This is a genomic window from Costertonia aggregata (assembly GCF_013402795.1).
In the GTDB taxonomy this organism is placed as follows: domain Bacteria; phylum Bacteroidota; class Bacteroidia; order Flavobacteriales; family Flavobacteriaceae; genus Costertonia; species Costertonia aggregata.
On the sequence record NZ_CP058595.1, the window covers coordinates 2,012,210 to 2,027,847 of the forward strand.

Consider the following 15,638-nt stretch of genomic DNA (forward strand, 5'->3'; position numbering starts at 1 on the left):
AGATATATTTAAGAAACCATTAATTTATCTTTTGATAGCATTTTGGCCCAAGAAATGGCATTGTCCAAAGACTTAAAGCGCTTGAACTGGGTATTTATAAAAAGCTTTTCCAAAATAGCGTTCAAAAAACCAAGTTGGGTGTAGGTTACTATGCCATAACCTTTGAGTTTGTAACCGTTTTCAATGAATTTTAGCCAATCGGCAGGTTTTAAAGAATATGTGTGTATACGATGGGTAATGTATACAAAATCTTTACCGTTGTTGTCATAAAGATGGGTAAGGTCCTCTACAATTTTTTTCCCATGGGTTTCCCATGTGCAGATTTCATCCTCATTAATTTCAGCTACCACAAAACCATCAAAAAGAAAATATGTCCCAAAGGCATAGTTGATTTCATGAATGGCCTCGTGAAAGTATTGTGTTTCTCGAATACTTTTCACTCTAAATCATTTTCAATGTTCTGGATGCAAAGTAAATTATCTTTGTTGATCGGTCTATGGGATCTCGTTGAACAACACAGTTAATCTGTAAAGTGTTTTCTTTTGCTTAGTTGTTTATTTGTATTATAAAAAGGGATTTGTTCATGAAGCCAGTGCTTTTTCATGGTAAAGATTCTTTGCCCAAAAAATAGCATCTTCCAATGAAGTGAATCTCACAATCTTTGACCTAACAAATAACTTTTCAAGTATTACATTTTTAAAACTTGCCTTGGAATAGGTGATAACTCCGTATCCCTTTAGCTTATAGCTATTTCTAAAAAAGTGAAGCCAGTCGGCAGGTTTTACACAGTAGTTGTTTATCCTATTGGTTATGTAAATTAAGTTGCTACCATCATTATCATAAAGGCTAAGAATATCTTCGGCAGCTTTTCTACCATTGTCTTCCCAGTTGTATACGACACCTTCATGAATTTCTGCAACCACATAGCCATCAAAAAGATAGTAATTGCCAAAGGCGTAATTTAGTTCGTGAATAGCTTCCCTATAGTAAGATGTGTTTTTCAGGTTTTTCACAATATGCATTTTTTAACAAAGTAACGGCGACTGTTAAATTAACATATCTATAATCGTTAAAACTCCCAAAATACTATATAAAAAGCGGCTTTAATTGATATTTTCGATGGGTTCGGAAGATTTCATATTGTTCTTTAAAACCGCATCAAAAACAAATGCCCCTATTTCTTTGACCGGTTCATATAAAACCGACTCTTCCACAAAATCATTTTTTATCAAACGCAGTGATGAATTGGCACGTTCAAAGAAAATAAGCAGTGCGCCAAGGATAATGGCTACCTTTAAAGCTCCGAACAATGCACCGGCTATCTTATTTAGAAGTCCCAGCATGGCAAAATCTGCGATTTTGGTCAAGAACTTTCCCGCTAGATGAACGATCAAGACAATCGCTATGAACGTGATGATGAAAGCGGTTATGTTTATGTAGCGTTCGTTCCATTCCATATTCTTGGAAAGGTAATCTCCCGCAATGTAAGAGAAATGAATTGCGCCATATATGCCCGCAATCAAAGCAATGAGTGAGGCCAGCTCCACAAAAAGTCCGTTTTTAAGACCCTTCCAAAGTCCCCAAAGTAACAACAACCCCAAAATAATGTCCAAGAAACCCATGCTGTTAGTGTTTTGACAAATATAGAACTTTGATTTGTACCTTTGATGAAGGTTGTAAGGTTCGCTAGGATAGCCTTACATCAGGTCTTTTTATCCAAGAAAAACATGTCAAGAGATTTACAATTAAAAGAACGCTGGGGAGAATTGGTAGAGAGGTTGTCTTCGCAATTTGCCGATGGAGACCCTCTGGAGCTCGATGCCATCATATATCTTGTAGGTATTCAAGAGCTGGGGCAATACCATAGAAAATATAAGAAAGATGACAAATTGGATTTAATGCACATTGCCATTTGCCGTTTATTGGAGCCATACGGGTTTTATGAGTTTGATTTTTTTGACGAGGATGGCTGGCCGCATTATACCATTAAGGAAGAACTACCTTCGCTTAAGGCCGGGGAGCAATCGGTGCTGATGAAAGAAGCGATCGTGAATTATTTTTTGGAAAAAGAATATATAGATTGATAGGAAATCTTTGAGTAGTCCTCATGAAAATGAACAAGCCTTACTATGCCGTGATTTTCACTTCGACCAAAACTGAAGAGGATCACGGTTACGCAGAAATGGCTCAACGAATGGAAGCTTTGGCAAGCCGGCAAAAAGGATTTTTGGGAGTGGAGAGTGCCCGGGAAGAAATAGGCATAACGGTAAGTTATTGGGAGAGTCTGGACGCCATTGCCCAATGGAAAAACCATACGGACCATCTTTTTGCCCAACAAAAAGGTATCAACGACTGGTACTCGTGGTACAAGGTCAGGATTTGCCTGGTGGAGCGGGAGTATGATTTTTTTAAATGAGGAAGATTATAAGATTTTATAGGAAACACCCAAAAAAACTGATACTTCTAACAGTTTTTACTATTGGGTACTATTTCTGTTTGCCCAAACAACTTTTTAAATCCCCTACCGCTACGGTAATAGAAAGTAGTGAAGGTATTCTTTTAGGAGCAAAAATTGCCAGTGACGGGCAATGGCGATTTCCTGTATTGGACAGTGTTCCCGAGAAGTTCAAAGCCTGTGTGTTGCAGTTTGAGGATGCTTATTTTTACAAGCACCCGGGATTTAATCCTGTTTCAATGGCAAAGGCTTTCTCCGATAATGTTTCTGCGGGTAAAACTGTTCGTGGGGGCAGTACCATAACACAGCAGGTAATCAGATTGTCCAGAAACGGAAAACGCCGTTCTTATTGGGAAAAGTGTATCGAACTCCTTTTGGCCACTCGATTGGAGTTGCGCCATTCCAAAGAAGATATTTTAAAACTGTATGCAAGCCATGCGCCCTATGGCGGTAATGTAGTTGGGTTGGATGTTGCCGCATGGCGTTATTTTGGATTACAACCGCACCAATTGTCCTGGGCAGAATCGGCGACCTTGGCAGTACTGCCCAATGCTCCGAGCCTTATTTATCCAGGGAAAAACCAAAAAAGATTGCTTGATAAAAGAAACGGGCTTTTAAAAAAATTACTGGATGAAAAATGTATTGATACCACAACGTATGAACTGGCCCTGCTTGAAGAACTGCCTCAAAAACCATATCCTTTACCTAAGATCGCACCACATGTAGTACAGTATATTTCAAAGAAAAACAAAGGGCAAAAAATACGAACGACCATAAACCATAATTTACAGGATAATATAAACGCCATAGTTCAAAAGCACCATGTCAACCTAAGACAAAATCAAGTGCATAATGCCGCCGTATTGGTTTTGGATGTCGACACGCGAAAGGTACTGTCCTACGTGGGCAATACAAAAACGACCAAGGAACATCAAAAAGATGTAGATATGGTACAGGCGAACAGGAGTACGGGGAGTACCATAAAACCCTTGTTATATACCGCCATGCTTGATGCCGGGGAATTATTGCCCAACATGCTCGTGCCCGATGTGCCTACGCAAATTGCCGGTTACACACCAGAAAATTTCAATGAGGATTACAGTGGTGCGGTGAGGGCAAAAAGTGCTTTGGCCCGATCTTTGAACATTCCTGCGGTTCGTTTATTGCAGCAATACGGACTCGAAAAATTTCGTGATCAGTTAGATGTTTTTCAATTGGGCGGTTTGAGCAAGACGGCCGATCATTACGGTCTAACACTCATTCTAGGAGGGGCCGAAAGTAACCTTTGGGACTTATGTAAAACTTACGCTAATTTGGCATCGACTGTCAACCATTTTAATGAAACCTCGAGTGAATATTATGAAAATGAATTTATTGAACCTATATTAAAAGCGAACAGTGTGCCCGATTTTGGAAATACATCGATTCAGAAAACTGTTTTTGATGCTGCAAGTATTTATTTGACTTTCGAGGCAATGAAAGAGGTAAACAGGCCCGAAGGAAATGAATCTTGGGAATTTTACGATAGCAGTAAAGAAATAGCTTGGAAAACCGGCACTAGTTTTGGAAATAAGGATGCTTGGGCCATAGGCGTAACCAAAAAACATGTCGTAGGTATTTGGGTAGGCAATGCCGATGGGGAAGGCAGACCCAATGTGACCGGGGTTTCCAGTGCTGCCCCAATACTGTTCGATGTTTTTGACGTACTCCCCAAAAGCAAATGGTTTTCAAGACCCTTGGATGAGTTCATCCAAATTGATGTTTGTTCCGAAAGCGGTTATTTGGCAACCGATATCTGTCCTGCCAAAACGATTGCCATACCTAATAAACGCAATTATGTAACTTCATGTTCATATCATCAATTGGTCTATCTAGATACTAAAGAACAATATAGGGTCAATTCATCCTGTATAGATTTATCTCAGGCTATTGTAAAATCTTGGTTTGCATTGCCACCGCTTATGGAGTTTTATTATAAAAAATCGCATCCTACATATAAATCGTTGCCTAACTTCAGGAAAGATTGTAAGAGCATTCGCAAATCACCAATGCAATTTATTTATCCCAAAAACGGAAGTAGAATTACACTGGCAAGGAATTTTGAAGGCCAAACCAATGAAGTTATCCTAAAATTGGCCCACGCGAAACCTGAAACCATCGTCTTTTGGTATGTAGACGAGACTTTTATTGCACAAACAAGAAATTTTCATGAGATAGGAGTAGTGCCAACATTGGGGCAACATAAAATCACGGCTGTTGATGCCCTGGGAAGTGAAGTTACCATTACTATAACGATAGAGTAAGTTATAGGCTTTGTAATTGGTTGTGCAAACCAGTATCTTTAATGACCATCCTGTTTTGGATTGAATTTTGCTAGAAAAAGTGTTATGAAAAATAAAAGGTTCTCAAATTTAGATAGAACAAAGACCATTGAAAAGCTCAGCGATTCAGCCTATGATCTGGTCGTCATCGGAGGTGGAATTACTGGTGGTGGCATTGCTTTGGATGCTGCATCACGAGGTTTGAAAGTCGCTTTGCTGGAGAAGAACGATTTTGCCTCGGGGACCAGTAGCAAATCCACAAAATTAATACATGGCGGATTGCGCTATTTAAAGCAGTTTGATTTTTGGCTGGTCAAAGAAGTAGGTTCTGAACGTGCCATTGTACACAAATTGGCACCGCATTTGGTATTGCCGGAAAAAATGTTGTTGCCATTGATAGAAAATGGCTCCTATGGCAAATGGCTGACCTCTATCGGGTTGAAGGTATATGATATCCTGGCCCAAGTTTCCGGAGATGATAAGCGGCAAATGCTGGAAAAAAAGGAAGCCATGAAATTGGAACCCCTATTGCCCAAAAAGATATTGAAGGGAGCTGGTTATTATGCCGAGTACCGTACCGACGATGCCCGTTTAACGATTGAGAATATTAAAACAAGCCTTCAGTACGGAGCCGAAGCGTTAAATTATGCCGAGGTTTCCGATTTTATCTATTCCGACAGTAAAATAGCAGGTGTAAAGGTAAAGGACAACATTTCGGGAAAAGAGTTCAAAATCGAATCCAAATACGTAATCAGCGCTGCTGGGCCTTGGGTAGATGAACTTAGAAGCACCAATAATTCTAAAAAAGGCAAACGTCTGCACTTGACCAAGGGCGTGCATTTGGTGTTTCCGCATGCCAAATTGCCGGTAAAACAATCGGTGTATTTTGATATACCCGACGGGCGAATGATGTTTGCCATTCCTAGGGGTAAAGTAACTTATGTGGGCACTACCGATACTAATTTCAACTTGGACAAAGACCACGTTACAACGGATCTGGCCGATGCCATTTATCTTTTATCCGCCGTAAACAATATGTTCCCGAGTATAGAATTGGAGATGGACGATATTGTATCGTCTTGGGCGGGACTCCGACCCCTGATTCACGAAGAGGGAAAATCAGCTTCCGAACTCTCAAGAAAAGACGAGATTTTTACATCGGATACGGGATTGATAAGTATTGCCGGTGGTAAGTTGACGGGCTATCGTAAAATGGCCGAGCGTGTCGTAAACCGTATAGTCAAAAAAATGGAGGAGGAGCACAATGCTACAATAAAAGATTGCTTTACCGATAAGATTCCGTTGATGGGGAACGATGGGTTTAAAAAATTCAAACACGTCAAAAAATACATTGCTGAGGTGCATGAAAAAATAAAGTCAGACGGTTTTACGGAATATAATGCATGGTTTTTGGTCACCAATTACGGAAAACAGACCGAAAGTATACTTGAAATATATAAAGCATTAAAAGATGAAGATGCAATCGTAAGATTGGCCAAGGCTGAGCTCCGTTTTGGTATAGACTACGAAATGGTGCAAAATCCCATGGATTTCTTTATTCGTAGAACAGGACGCTTATACTTTGATATTGACAGTGTGCGTTCACTAATGGAACCAATTTTGGACGAATTCAGAACGGTTTATAAAGTGGATGACGCTCAAATATTGACATGGAAAGAAGTATTGGAAAACGAACTGGAAGAACATTCCAACTTTTCTTTGGAGCGTGTTTAATCCAACTTATGGGTTAGTTCTTTAAATACCTTTTTAGCATTGCCGTTTTCATATAGAACTTTGTGAACAGCGTCAATTATCGGTGTTTTTACCTTTTTTTTGAATTTACCCTTCATTTTGTAGGCACTCTCGGCAGCATAGTATCCTTCGGCGATCATTTTCATTTCCATTTGGGCACTTTTGACGGTATATCCCTTTCCGATCATATTGCCGAACATCCGATTTCGGCTAAAAACGGAATACCCCGTTACCAATAAATCACCCAAGTAAGCAGAATTATTGATGTTGCGTTTCATTTTATGAACCCGTTTTATATAGCGGCCCATTTCGCGAATGGCATTGCTCATCAGCACACTTTGAAAATTGTCCCCATACCCTAGGCCATGCGCAATACCTGCTGCCAGCGCATAAATGTTTTTGAGCATGGCCGCATATTCCGTCCCAATGATATCGTCGGATATTTTGGTTTTGATATAATCGCTGCTCAGGTTTTGGGCTACCAGTTCGGCTTTATCTTTATCGGCGCATGCAATGGTTAAGTAGGATAAACGTTCCAGAGCTACCTCCTCTGCGTGGCAAGGTCCGGTAATTACACCAATATTTTCAAAAGGGATGTTATACGTGTCATGAAAATGCTCCCCTACTATCAATCCGGTTTCTGGGACAATGCCTTTAATGGCAGAAAAAATGACTTTGTGCGCTAATGAAGCAGATAGCTTCTTAAGCTCGGTCTCTAAAAATGCCGAGGGTATGGCAAAAATCAAGATATCCGCTTTTGAGACCACAGTATCAATATCTTCGGTCAGTTCTAGTTGTTCGGTATGAAATTCCACCGAAGATAAATAATTGGGGTTGTGTTTTTCATTTTCAATATGGGATATAGCTTCGGTATTTCGCATGTACCAACCAACCTTTTCTTGGTTTTCGGTCAGCATTTTTACGATTGCAGTGGCCCAACTTCCTCCGCCCAATACGGCAAATTTCAATTCCTTGCTCATTGAACATATTTAACACATCAAAATTACCAAAATAAAATAAGGAGTTTAGTTGTTGATTGTCAAATAGTTAAAATAATTGGCATGGTGATTGTTTTATATCAATAACACCAAAGCATTATATTATGAAAACGATAAAACTACTCCTCGGATTTTTGCTTATAGGAACGTTAATGACCTCTTGTTACACCGAAGTTATTATTGAAGATGAATTTATAGAAGAATCTGCCTTTAATACAGATGCCGTACTACAGGCCTATGATCTATGGTATGTAGATGTAAACGAAACACGTGGTAACGGGGAAGTGCCATTTTTACAACGTGCATTTACCATAACCTTTGATAATGGCATATTGTATGCCAATAATAATATTGTGGGAATAGGCAAGACCGGAAATGGTTTTGGAATAGACGTAGGTAACTATGACCCGTTAAGGGGGGCAGTAGATATTGATCATGATATTGACGGTTTTTGGGTATTGGATGTTTTTGCCATAAACAATAGCACTATCGAGTTGCATGACCCAAGAAGCAACACTTCATATTATCTAAGGGGATATCAAATAAACGACTTTGATTATGATATGGTTTTTTATGAGAATATTGACTACTTACTACAGGAATTCAACGCTTGGGAAAAAATATTCACGAGTGAGCAGGGCGTACTGAACGATTTTGACGATGAGAACTTTTTACAGTTTTTCCCAAATTACTTTAGGTCGTCCGTAAATCGGGTGGGAACACCAATCTCTAACTTGGAATGGAATTTTGAAGGCGATTATCAGGTGTATGACGTAGAAAACGATGAAACGCTCAAAACTTTAACATTAGGTTACGATACCATGGGCAATGATTACTTTGAACTTTACGTTATTAATGACAGTACTATCGAGTTATATCACCCGAGCAGTGAAACTATTTATGAGTTTGAAGGAAGGGGATATATTGAATACTTAAAATCGGGCAAAAGTTCGGTGGACAAGAAAAGAACAAAGACTTCGAATCCTACTATGAAAGTAGAGCGAAAAAGAAAGAAATAATAGAACGCTAGTAGGCTTACGGTCGTTGTGCGTAGCCGAAATAAAGATTTTTTGGTTGGTTATTTAGTTAGAAGCCGTCTTAGGTACATTACTTAAGGCGGTTTTTTATTTTACCCGCTTACATCGTCCAGTATTATACTATCAATTGACTTTCCATCTTTGGAATGCAAAACCGAGATATCCCCGGTAGTTTCAAAAACTACCGCTTGCACTTCCGATAATTGAAATACGTTCGCCTCCCTTAATTTACCCATTAAATCGGCTTTGCTCACCAATGTCTTTTTTAGATTTTCGTTTAAGATAACTCCATTTTTCACAAGTAGCACAGGTGTGTTGGTTGTAAGCTCTTTGAATACGCTTGACGAAATCAAGATTTTTGAAAACAATACCTGTAGGCCAGCCAATACAATTAACGAAACAAAGGCGGGCATCAAGCTAGAAATAGGTTTGTTTACGGCATCTGCAAGAATAGACCCCATAGCAATGGTAATCGCAAAATCAATACTTGTCATTTTTGCGAAAGTTCTCTTGCCGGCAATCCTTGTGATTAGTATCATGTATGCATAGATCAGTATTCCTGCTAATAGCATTTTCGGCACTGTAATAAAATCGATTGAAGAAAACATATGATGGTAGTTTATAGGTTTAGCGGTAAATGTATCGCATGTTTCAATGTTACATTAGTCGTAACCATTTAAGTTGTAGCGTAATAATTGGGCAGCATTACACCATCCAAATAATAAATGCTATTTTTGCGCCCTTAATTTCAGGGATATACTGAAATAAATTCAGCATAAATGAAGAAGTATTTCAACCTTTTTGATTTCAAACAAAAAATAGATTATAAGACCGAAATCCTATCGGGCCTAACCGTGGCATTGGCGTTGGTGCCAGAGGCAATAGCATTTGCCTTAATTCCGGGGTTTTCTCCGTTGACAGGATTGTATGCCGCCTTTATCTTATGTTTGGTCACTTCCATCTTGGGGGGGCGGCCTGGTATGATTTCCGGTGCTACCGGTGCAGTTGCCGTAATATTCGTGGGATTGATTTTGGAACTTAAACGAACTTTTCCCGGAATTGAACCTGAAACTATATTGAACTATGTTTTTGCCACGGTGATCATAGCAGGAATTTTACAGATTTTGGCAGGAGTTCTCAGGTTGGGTAAATTCATAAGATTGGTGCCGCACCCGGTAATGTTCGGATTTGTGAACGGACTGGCCATTATAATTTTCATGGCGCAATTCCCTAATTTTTATCAGAAAGGCACAGATGAACTTTTGAGCGGAACACCCATGTACGTGATGTTGGGTCTAACACTTTTAACAATGTTGATTATTTGGGGGTTCCCAAAACTCACCAAAGCGGTGCCATCTTCCTTACTTGCAATTATTGTAGTTTCAGCCATTGTAATCGGTTTTGGCGTAGAAACGTTAACGGTAGCCGATACCATGCGTGCCGGAGAAACCATAAAAGGGGGCTTTCCGCCACTATCAATCCCTCAATTGCCCCTTACATGGGACACGTTCAAGATAATCATCCCTTATGCGGGCATTGTTGCCGGTGTGGGATTGATTGAAAGTTTATTAACATTGAATATCATTGATGAAATAACGGAAACCCGTGGCAGTGGCAATAAAGAATGTGTGGCCCAAGGTACGGCGAACATACTTTCCGGGTTTCTTTCCGGTATGGGCGGTTGTGCGATGATCGGGCAGAGTTTGATCAATACATCTTCCGGGGCAAGGGCACGGCTTTCAGGAATTACCGCGGCGATAATGTTGTTGGTGTTTATTATGTTCGGTTCCAGTTTAATAGAACAGTTGCCCATGGCAGCATTGGTAGGTCTTATGTTTATGGTAGCTATCGGAACTTTTGAGTGGGCAAGTTTTAAGACATTTCGTAAAATGCCCCATTCCGATGTTATTGTAATGGTACTGGTAACCTTGATAACGGCCATAACACATAATTTAGCGGTAGCGGTACTTCTAGGGGTTATAATTTCGGCTTTGGCCTATTCTTGGGAAAACGCCAAACGTATTCGTGCCAGAAAACATACCGATGAAAACGGAGTGAAACATTATGAAATCTATGGTCCCTTGTTCTTTGGGTCGACAACCTTATTTGCAGAAAAGTTCAATATTCAGAATGACCCCAATGAAGTAATCATTGATTTTAAGGAAAGTAGGGTAGCCGATATGTCGGGAATCGAAGCGCTGAATAAAATTACCGAACGTTATGCCAAAGCGGGTAAGAAAGTGCATTTAAGACACTTGAGTAAAGATTGTATCCGTCTTTTAGAAAATGCCGATGACATTATAGATGTAAATGTTTTGGAAGATCCCACTTATAAAGTAGTGGTTGATAATCCTAAAACCAAAGATGATACGGACTCAAATAACCCTTTCAAGGTCTGGGGCCTATAAATTGTTCATCCCACTACTAAAATCAAAAAGCCGTTATCTCAAAAAGAGTAACGGCTTTTTAGTGAAAAATCTTTTTAAACAGTCTACAAAGTCCGTAAATATTCCGCTACTTCTTTGGTTTCGTCCTCGGTTAAATTCTGATTCAACATTATAGCGTTGTTATATTCTTTTAAAAGTGCTTTGGCAATAGGGTCTTCCCTAAGCATGCCATCAGGATTAATGATCATGTTCATGACCCAGGCCGGACTTCTACGCTCGTAAACGCCTTTTAACGCAGGCCCTATCATACGTTGTTCGGCCATGTGGCATGCAGTACAGATCGCATTGAATTTAGCCTCTCCTGCAGCGGCCATTTCGGCGTTAATCTCATCGGAAAACGTTACATCTTTAAAAGGGCCAACACCATCATTGTCCATATCAACGGGAACACCTTCTGATGCATCGGCAGATTTCTTTTCGGTTTTGGTACGATTCATTTCAAAACCATCTTTTTTTTCCTTTTTTTCTTCTCCACAACTTGTTAATATAGCCGCTATGGCTATAAGGCTCATTATTTTTTTCATCTAAAAATATATTTGAGGTACTAAGATAAGAATTAGGGCAATTTAAAGCACATCTTGTATAAAGTTTATTGCCCTTTTTTCGGTGTAGGTAGTACTTTGTTTGTCAAAAAAACCTACATGACCGCCATATTTGGGCATTTCTAAATATATGAACGAATTTTGTTCCGCCTCTTCCACAGGATAACATTCCTCTCCCAAAAATGAATCATTTTCGGCATTTATAATCAGAGTAGGGGTCTGTATTCTTGGTAAGAATTGTAGGCAGCTAGACTTGGTATAGTAATCCATAGCGTTGGCAAACCCATGCGCTTTACTGGTGTAAACATCATCAAAATCCTTTAAGGTCTCTATGCGTTTTATATCGTTTTTGGTAATTCTTTTGGGAAACAACCGCTGTTTTATCCGCAACTTCGCCAATAAGTGTTTTTTGAATCGTTGGGCATATAAATAATTTTTGGGCCTCAAAAGCGCCCTTAGCGAACTGTGCAGGTCACAAGGTACCGATACTGCAACTGCACCTTTGATTTGCTGGGGTATATTATCGTTTTCGCCCAAATACTTCAATGCTAGATTTCCACCAAGACTAAATCCTTTTACATAGATTTCCGAATAGTCCCTCTCGTTCAAAATGTACTGCACCACAGCATCCAAATCTTCGGTAGCCCCAGAGTGGTAGGAACGGTACAATCGATTAGGTTCCCCGCTGCATCCTCTAAAATTCACGGCACATGCGTCAAAACCGTTTTGATTGAAAATTTTTGCACTACCCGTAATGTAAGGTCGCTGTGCATCACCTTCCAGACCATGTAGCAAGATAACCAGCCTTTTTGAATGATTATCCGTATAACTCCAGTCCATATCTAAGAAATCCCCGTCCGGTAGTTCCAAACGCTCTCTTTGTTGTGCAACACCGTTTACTTTACGAAAGAGCCCTGAATATATGGTGGAAAAATGACCATTTTTTAGGAACAATGATGGATTGTAAACAGATTTTACTACAGGCATCAATACAAAATATTATCCTTGGGAGCTACGGGTTCCGGTAGGTCTTTTTCATTCAACATATCCCGCAAATCTATTTCGATGGTTCTACAAAGGGCTGTCATGGGTACATCGTTGATACGGCCCTCAAAAGGATCTTCGCTATTGTCCCCAATAGTTTCCATGGTCGTAAATATCCAAGAGATCAATACCGAAAAGGGAATCATCAAAAAAACGTACCAAGCTTCTATTGCGCCAACGGTAGCCATAGAGTCATCTTCGAAAACATCCAATAGGCCAAAAGGTAGGAGCAGTACGAATATCCATGTAAAGACTTTGGAAAAGTAACCATATTGCCTAGGGAACGGCGTATTTTTAATGCGCTCGCATTTGCCCTGTAGGTTATAGAATTCCTCTAATAGCGATTGCATCTGGTCTTCTTGAAAACCATCCAATATCTCTTTTTCCTTTAATGTGCAAATGTCGAATGCTTGGTTTTTTACCAAATGTGTGGCAGGGTTGACCCGTTTTGCCAAATCATCGAACTCTTTAACGCTGATAAATGGTTGTGCTGCATTACAGGAAATATTACGTTCATTATGCCTATCAAAAACTTTTTCTACCATTTTATTCTCCTTAATGGCCCAAGATTTGGGCTGGCGTAGCTGTACCCGCACTGCATTAATCCACGCAATGTGCCTATAGATCATTTGAGTATGCATTTTTTTGTCGAACTCCGAATCGTCGGTTTTCACAAAACTTAACACCTGTATGGCCCAAGTGCGGCTGTAGTTTACGATACCGCCCCAAATTTTGCGACCTTCCCAAAAACGATCATAGCTTTGGCTGTTTTTAAAACCGATATAAAATGCCACTGCAATACCGATTACACTTAGGGGCTGAAAAGGAACATCTATAAAATCCCATCCCAAAAAATGATATATGCAAAAGATGGATGAAGCGTACAATGTGAAAAAAATAAAATTTTTCCAAGCGTACCTTAGAATAAGCCCCCAACCAATATTGCGTTTAATGTACATATATTAATATTCTTTAAAGATCGAAAGGATTAGGTTTTGTTAAGCCGATTGTTAAAAATAGACAAAAGTTTGATAATTCGTGGGATTCATTAAAATCAGAAACTAAACTTTATCGTAAATTTAAGGATGGCTTTACGTGCAAGAAAATGTGAACACCTACAGGTGGTTTCCAAGATTAAAAAACCAAAATCCCAAGAATGCAATGAATGTATAAAAACCGGAGATTCCTGGGTGCATTTACGCACTTGCCAAGATTGCGGTATAACCCTGTGCTGTGATAGTTCTCCCAATAAACACGCCAGTAAGCATTCAACCTCGCACGGGCATCCTGTGATTATTTCTGCGGAGCCCAATGAAAAATGGATGTGGTGTTACGTACATCAACAAATTTCTAGATACTAAATACAATGAGCGACCCAAGATTTCCGGAACTTACCCAACGCCAGATAAACCAATTAAAAGACTATGGCAAAATCGAAAATTACACCAAAAATACCCGGGTCTTTTCTTTAGGGGACCTGCAATATGATTTTTTTGTCGTATTGGAAGGTTCTATATCAATAGAAGATCCCACAAATGATAATGCCATAATTGTAGAGCATAAAAAAAATGAATTCTCGGGCGATAGTGGAATGTTATCCAACCGCAGTGCACAATTTCATGCCATTGCCAACGCAAATACCAGTCTTCTGCGGTTGACCCCATTAGAACTACGAAGAGCGATAACCAAGCACAGCGATATTAGCGATATACTTCTCAATGCATTTTTACTGCGTCAGCAAACCGTGCTCAATGAATTTACGGGAGGGCTAAAACTACTTGGTTCTGGTAACTCAAAAGAGACCTATGCCATTCGCGACTTTATGGAAAAGAACCATATTTGGTATAATTTTTTGGATGTTGAACGGTCAGATGAGGCAAAAAATCTGTTACTGAACTTTAACCTCTCGGAAGAGGACTTGCCTATTTTAATCACCAGCGATTCCAAGATATGTAAAAACCCATCGTTGGATTCGGTCGCCCGAAATTCAGGGGTTCTTATGGACTTTGAGGATAAAATTTTTGACCTTTTGGTCATAGGAGCAGGACCTGCCGGGTTGGCGGCCAGCGTCTACGCCGCTTCCGAAGGTTTGGATGTGGTTACCATAGATAGTAATGCTCCCGGTGGGCAAGCGGGAAAGAGCTCAAAAATCGAGAATTATTTGGGGTTTCCCACGGGAATATCAGGTAACGATTTGGCGAATAGGGCATACGTACAGGCACAAAAGTTTGGCTGTAACATCTCCATTCCGCACAGGGCGAAAAGTATTGAACATACGGGCAGCTATTTTATATTATGCGCCACCAATGGAAAAGAAATTAAATCCAAGGCTTTAATGGCCGCTACCGGGGCAAGTTACAGTAGACTGCCATTAAAAAATATTGATAAATATGAAGGTAGCGGGGTATATTATTCCGCTACGGGAATGAATGCATCTTCTTGTAAAGATGAAATTGTTGGTGTTGTAGGTGGGGGCAATTCTGCGGGGCAGGCAGCATTATTTCTTGCCGACCATGCCGAGGAAGTACATGTAATTTTACGTGGAGGCGATTTAGGGGCTAAAATGAGCGACTATTTGGTACAGCGTATTGAAGCGGCATCAAACATTTTTGTGCATTTGTTTACCCAAGTGACACAACTGAACGGCGAGTATCATTTGGAATCCTTGATTTTGGAAACCAAAGAAGGGGAAAGGATAGAAAAACCGATTACCAATCTATTTACTTTCATAGGGGCTAAACCTGGTACAGACTGGCTAAAAGGTTTAGTGGCCACTGATGAAAAAGGATTTATTTGTACAGGACCCGGTATAAAAGAAGAGGATTTGCACATATGTTCTATTTTTAAAAATAGAAAACCACAATCACTTGAAACCAGCATTCCTGGGTTCTTTGCCGTTGGTGATGTAAGAAAAGGCTCCGTGAAAAGAGTGGCTTCGGCCGTTGGTGAGGGTTCAATGGCAATAAGTCAAGTGCATCAATTTTTAGGGGAGTTGAGCGCTAGCCAAACAACCGTAGTTTAGAAATGACAGACAAACCGTTG

Annotated in this window: 16 protein-coding genes; 8 read left to right on the forward strand and 8 right to left on the reverse strand. The window is 39.9% G+C overall.

Features of this window, described 5'->3' with window-relative positions:
• Window positions 1–8: 8 nt before the first annotated feature.
• The 3 genes from HYG79_RS09270 to HYG79_RS09280 all read right to left on the reverse strand — a co-directional run bounded on the left by HYG79_RS09270 (window position 9) and on the right by HYG79_RS09280 (window position 1,622).
• Window positions 9–440: a hypothetical protein gene (locus HYG79_RS09270; RefSeq protein ID WP_179241815.1), complete on the reverse strand. Its 432-nt coding sequence runs from the start codon at window positions 438–440 to the stop codon at window positions 9–11.
• A gap of 141 nt (window positions 441–581) precedes the next feature.
• Window positions 582–1,022: a hypothetical protein gene (locus HYG79_RS09275; protein ID WP_228027848.1), complete on the reverse strand. Its 441-nt coding sequence runs from the start codon at window positions 1,020–1,022 to the stop codon at window positions 582–584.
• An 81-nt stretch (window positions 1,023–1,103) separates the two neighbouring features.
• Entirely contained in the window at window positions 1,104–1,622 is a 519-nt protein-coding gene (locus HYG79_RS09280; RefSeq protein WP_179241816.1) for a CvpA family protein, read from the reverse strand.
• A gap of 105 nt (window positions 1,623–1,727) precedes the next feature.
• On the opposite strand from HYG79_RS09280, the gene HYG79_RS09285 reads away from it, so the two are divergent.
• From HYG79_RS09285 to HYG79_RS09300, 4 genes are all read left to right on the forward strand, one after another.
• The gene (locus HYG79_RS09285; protein ID WP_179241817.1) at window positions 1,728–2,084 is read left to right on the forward strand and encodes a hypothetical protein; all 357 of its coding nucleotides are present in this window, start codon (window positions 1,728–1,730) and stop codon (window positions 2,082–2,084) included.
• 23 nt (window positions 2,085–2,107) lie between these two features.
• Window positions 2,108–2,416 carry an antibiotic biosynthesis monooxygenase family protein gene (locus HYG79_RS09290; protein WP_179241818.1) on the forward strand — a complete coding sequence of 103 codons (309 nt, stop codon included), beginning with the start codon at window positions 2,108–2,110 and terminating at the stop codon, window positions 2,414–2,416.
• Window positions 2,413–4,758 carry a penicillin-binding protein 1C gene (gene pbpC / locus HYG79_RS09295; RefSeq protein ID WP_179241819.1) on the forward strand — a complete coding sequence of 782 codons (2,346 nt, stop codon included), beginning with the start codon at window positions 2,413–2,415 and terminating at the stop codon, window positions 4,756–4,758. The genes HYG79_RS09290 and pbpC overlap by 4 nt, the downstream gene beginning before the upstream one ends.
• Before the next feature lie 84 nt (window positions 4,759–4,842).
• A complete protein-coding gene (locus HYG79_RS09300; RefSeq protein ID WP_179241820.1) occupies window positions 4,843–6,510 on the forward strand; it encodes a glycerol-3-phosphate dehydrogenase/oxidase in 1,668 nt (555 codons plus the stop codon).
• On the opposite strand, the gene HYG79_RS09305 is transcribed toward HYG79_RS09300, so the two are convergent.
• Window positions 6,507–7,508, reverse strand: a complete 1,002-nt coding sequence (locus tag HYG79_RS09305) for an NAD(P)H-dependent glycerol-3-phosphate dehydrogenase (RefSeq protein WP_179241821.1) — start codon at window positions 7,506–7,508, stop codon at window positions 6,507–6,509. The genes HYG79_RS09300 and HYG79_RS09305 overlap by 4 nt on opposite strands.
• A 122-nt stretch (window positions 7,509–7,630) precedes the next feature.
• On the opposite strand from HYG79_RS09305, the gene HYG79_RS09310 reads away from it, so the two are divergent.
• Window positions 7,631–8,545 (forward strand): nicotinic acid mononucleotide adenyltransferase, encoded by a 915-nt coding sequence (locus tag HYG79_RS09310; protein ID WP_179241822.1) that lies wholly within the window; start codon window positions 7,631–7,633, stop codon window positions 8,543–8,545.
• Window positions 8,546–8,655: 110 nt separating this feature from the next.
• On the opposite strand, the gene HYG79_RS09315 is transcribed toward HYG79_RS09310, so the two are convergent.
• Window positions 8,656–9,102, reverse strand: coding sequence for a DUF421 domain-containing protein (locus HYG79_RS09315; RefSeq protein ID WP_228027849.1), 447 nt, complete (start codon window positions 9,100–9,102; stop codon window positions 8,656–8,658).
• 240 nt (window positions 9,103–9,342) lie between these two features.
• Here HYG79_RS09315 and HYG79_RS09320 point away from each other — a divergent pair, with 240 nt between their 5' ends.
• Window positions 9,343–10,971, forward strand: a complete 1,629-nt coding sequence (locus HYG79_RS09320) for a SulP family inorganic anion transporter (protein ID WP_179241824.1) — start codon at window positions 9,343–9,345, stop codon at window positions 10,969–10,971.
• 83 nt (window positions 10,972–11,054) lie between these two features.
• Here the strand turns inward: HYG79_RS09320 and HYG79_RS09325 are convergent, their stop codons facing one another.
• From HYG79_RS09325 to HYG79_RS09335, 3 genes are read right to left on the reverse strand one after another with little or no spacing between them, the layout of a single operon-like run.
• Window positions 11,055–11,534 carry a c-type cytochrome gene (locus HYG79_RS09325; RefSeq protein WP_179241825.1) on the reverse strand — a complete coding sequence of 160 codons (480 nt, stop codon included), beginning with the start codon at window positions 11,532–11,534 and terminating at the stop codon, window positions 11,055–11,057.
• A gap of 42 nt (window positions 11,535–11,576) precedes the next feature.
• A complete protein-coding gene (locus HYG79_RS09330; protein ID WP_179241826.1) occupies window positions 11,577–12,539 on the reverse strand; it encodes a YheT family hydrolase in 963 nt (320 codons plus the stop codon).
• On the reverse strand, window positions 12,539–13,555 hold the full coding sequence (locus HYG79_RS09335) for a bestrophin family protein (RefSeq protein WP_179241827.1): 1,017 nt from the start codon (window positions 13,553–13,555) through the stop codon (window positions 12,539–12,541). The genes HYG79_RS09330 and HYG79_RS09335 overlap by 1 nt, the downstream gene beginning before the upstream one ends.
• Before the next feature lie 126 nt (window positions 13,556–13,681).
• On the opposite strand from HYG79_RS09335, the gene HYG79_RS09340 reads away from it, so the two are divergent.
• Window positions 13,682–13,957, forward strand: coding sequence for a UBP-type zinc finger domain-containing protein (locus tag HYG79_RS09340; RefSeq protein WP_179241828.1), 276 nt, complete (start codon window positions 13,682–13,684; stop codon window positions 13,955–13,957).
• Window positions 13,958–13,962: 5 nt separating this feature from the next.
• Entirely contained in the window at window positions 13,963–15,618 is a 1,656-nt protein-coding gene (locus tag HYG79_RS09345; RefSeq protein WP_179241829.1) for an FAD-dependent oxidoreductase, read from the forward strand.
• Window positions 15,619–15,638 lie beyond the last annotated feature (20 nt).

What these genes read in the sequence shown, in the direction of transcription:
- HYG79_RS09275 (WP_228027848.1), bottom strand. Translation starts at nt 1,022, where the DNA reads ATGCATATTGTGAAAAACCTGAAAAACACATCTTACTATAGGGAAGCT.
- HYG79_RS09280 (WP_179241816.1), bottom strand. Translation starts at nt 1,622, where the DNA reads ATGGGTTTCTTGGACATTATTTTGGGGTTGTTGTTACTTTGGGGACTT.
- HYG79_RS09285 (WP_179241817.1), top strand. Translation starts at nt 1,728, where the DNA reads ATGTCAAGAGATTTACAATTAAAAGAACGCTGGGGAGAATTGGTAGAG.
- HYG79_RS09290 (WP_179241818.1), top strand. Translation starts at nt 2,108, where the DNA reads ATGAAAATGAACAAGCCTTACTATGCCGTGATTTTCACTTCGACCAAA.
- pbpC (WP_179241819.1), top strand. Translation starts at nt 2,413, where the DNA reads ATGAGGAAGATTATAAGATTTTATAGGAAACACCCAAAAAAACTGATA.
- HYG79_RS09300 (WP_179241820.1), top strand. Translation starts at nt 4,843, where the DNA reads ATGAAAAATAAAAGGTTCTCAAATTTAGATAGAACAAAGACCATTGAA.
- HYG79_RS09305 (WP_179241821.1), bottom strand. Translation starts at nt 7,508, where the DNA reads ATGAGCAAGGAATTGAAATTTGCCGTATTGGGCGGAGGAAGTTGGGCC.
- HYG79_RS09310 (WP_179241822.1), top strand. Translation starts at nt 7,631, where the DNA reads ATGAAAACGATAAAACTACTCCTCGGATTTTTGCTTATAGGAACGTTA.
- HYG79_RS09315 (WP_228027849.1), bottom strand. Translation starts at nt 9,102, where the DNA reads ATGATACTAATCACAAGGATTGCCGGCAAGAGAACTTTCGCAAAAATG.
- HYG79_RS09320 (WP_179241824.1), top strand. Translation starts at nt 9,343, where the DNA reads ATGAAGAAGTATTTCAACCTTTTTGATTTCAAACAAAAAATAGATTAT.
- HYG79_RS09325 (WP_179241825.1), bottom strand. Translation starts at nt 11,534, where the DNA reads ATGAAAAAAATAATGAGCCTTATAGCCATAGCGGCTATATTAACAAGT.
- HYG79_RS09330 (WP_179241826.1), bottom strand. Translation starts at nt 12,539, where the DNA reads ATGCCTGTAGTAAAATCTGTTTACAATCCATCATTGTTCCTAAAAAAT.
- HYG79_RS09335 (WP_179241827.1), bottom strand. Translation starts at nt 13,555, where the DNA reads ATGTACATTAAACGCAATATTGGTTGGGGGCTTATTCTAAGGTACGCT.
- HYG79_RS09340 (WP_179241828.1), top strand. Translation starts at nt 13,682, where the DNA reads ATGGCTTTACGTGCAAGAAAATGTGAACACCTACAGGTGGTTTCCAAG.
- HYG79_RS09345 (WP_179241829.1), top strand. Translation starts at nt 13,963, where the DNA reads ATGAGCGACCCAAGATTTCCGGAACTTACCCAACGCCAGATAAACCAA.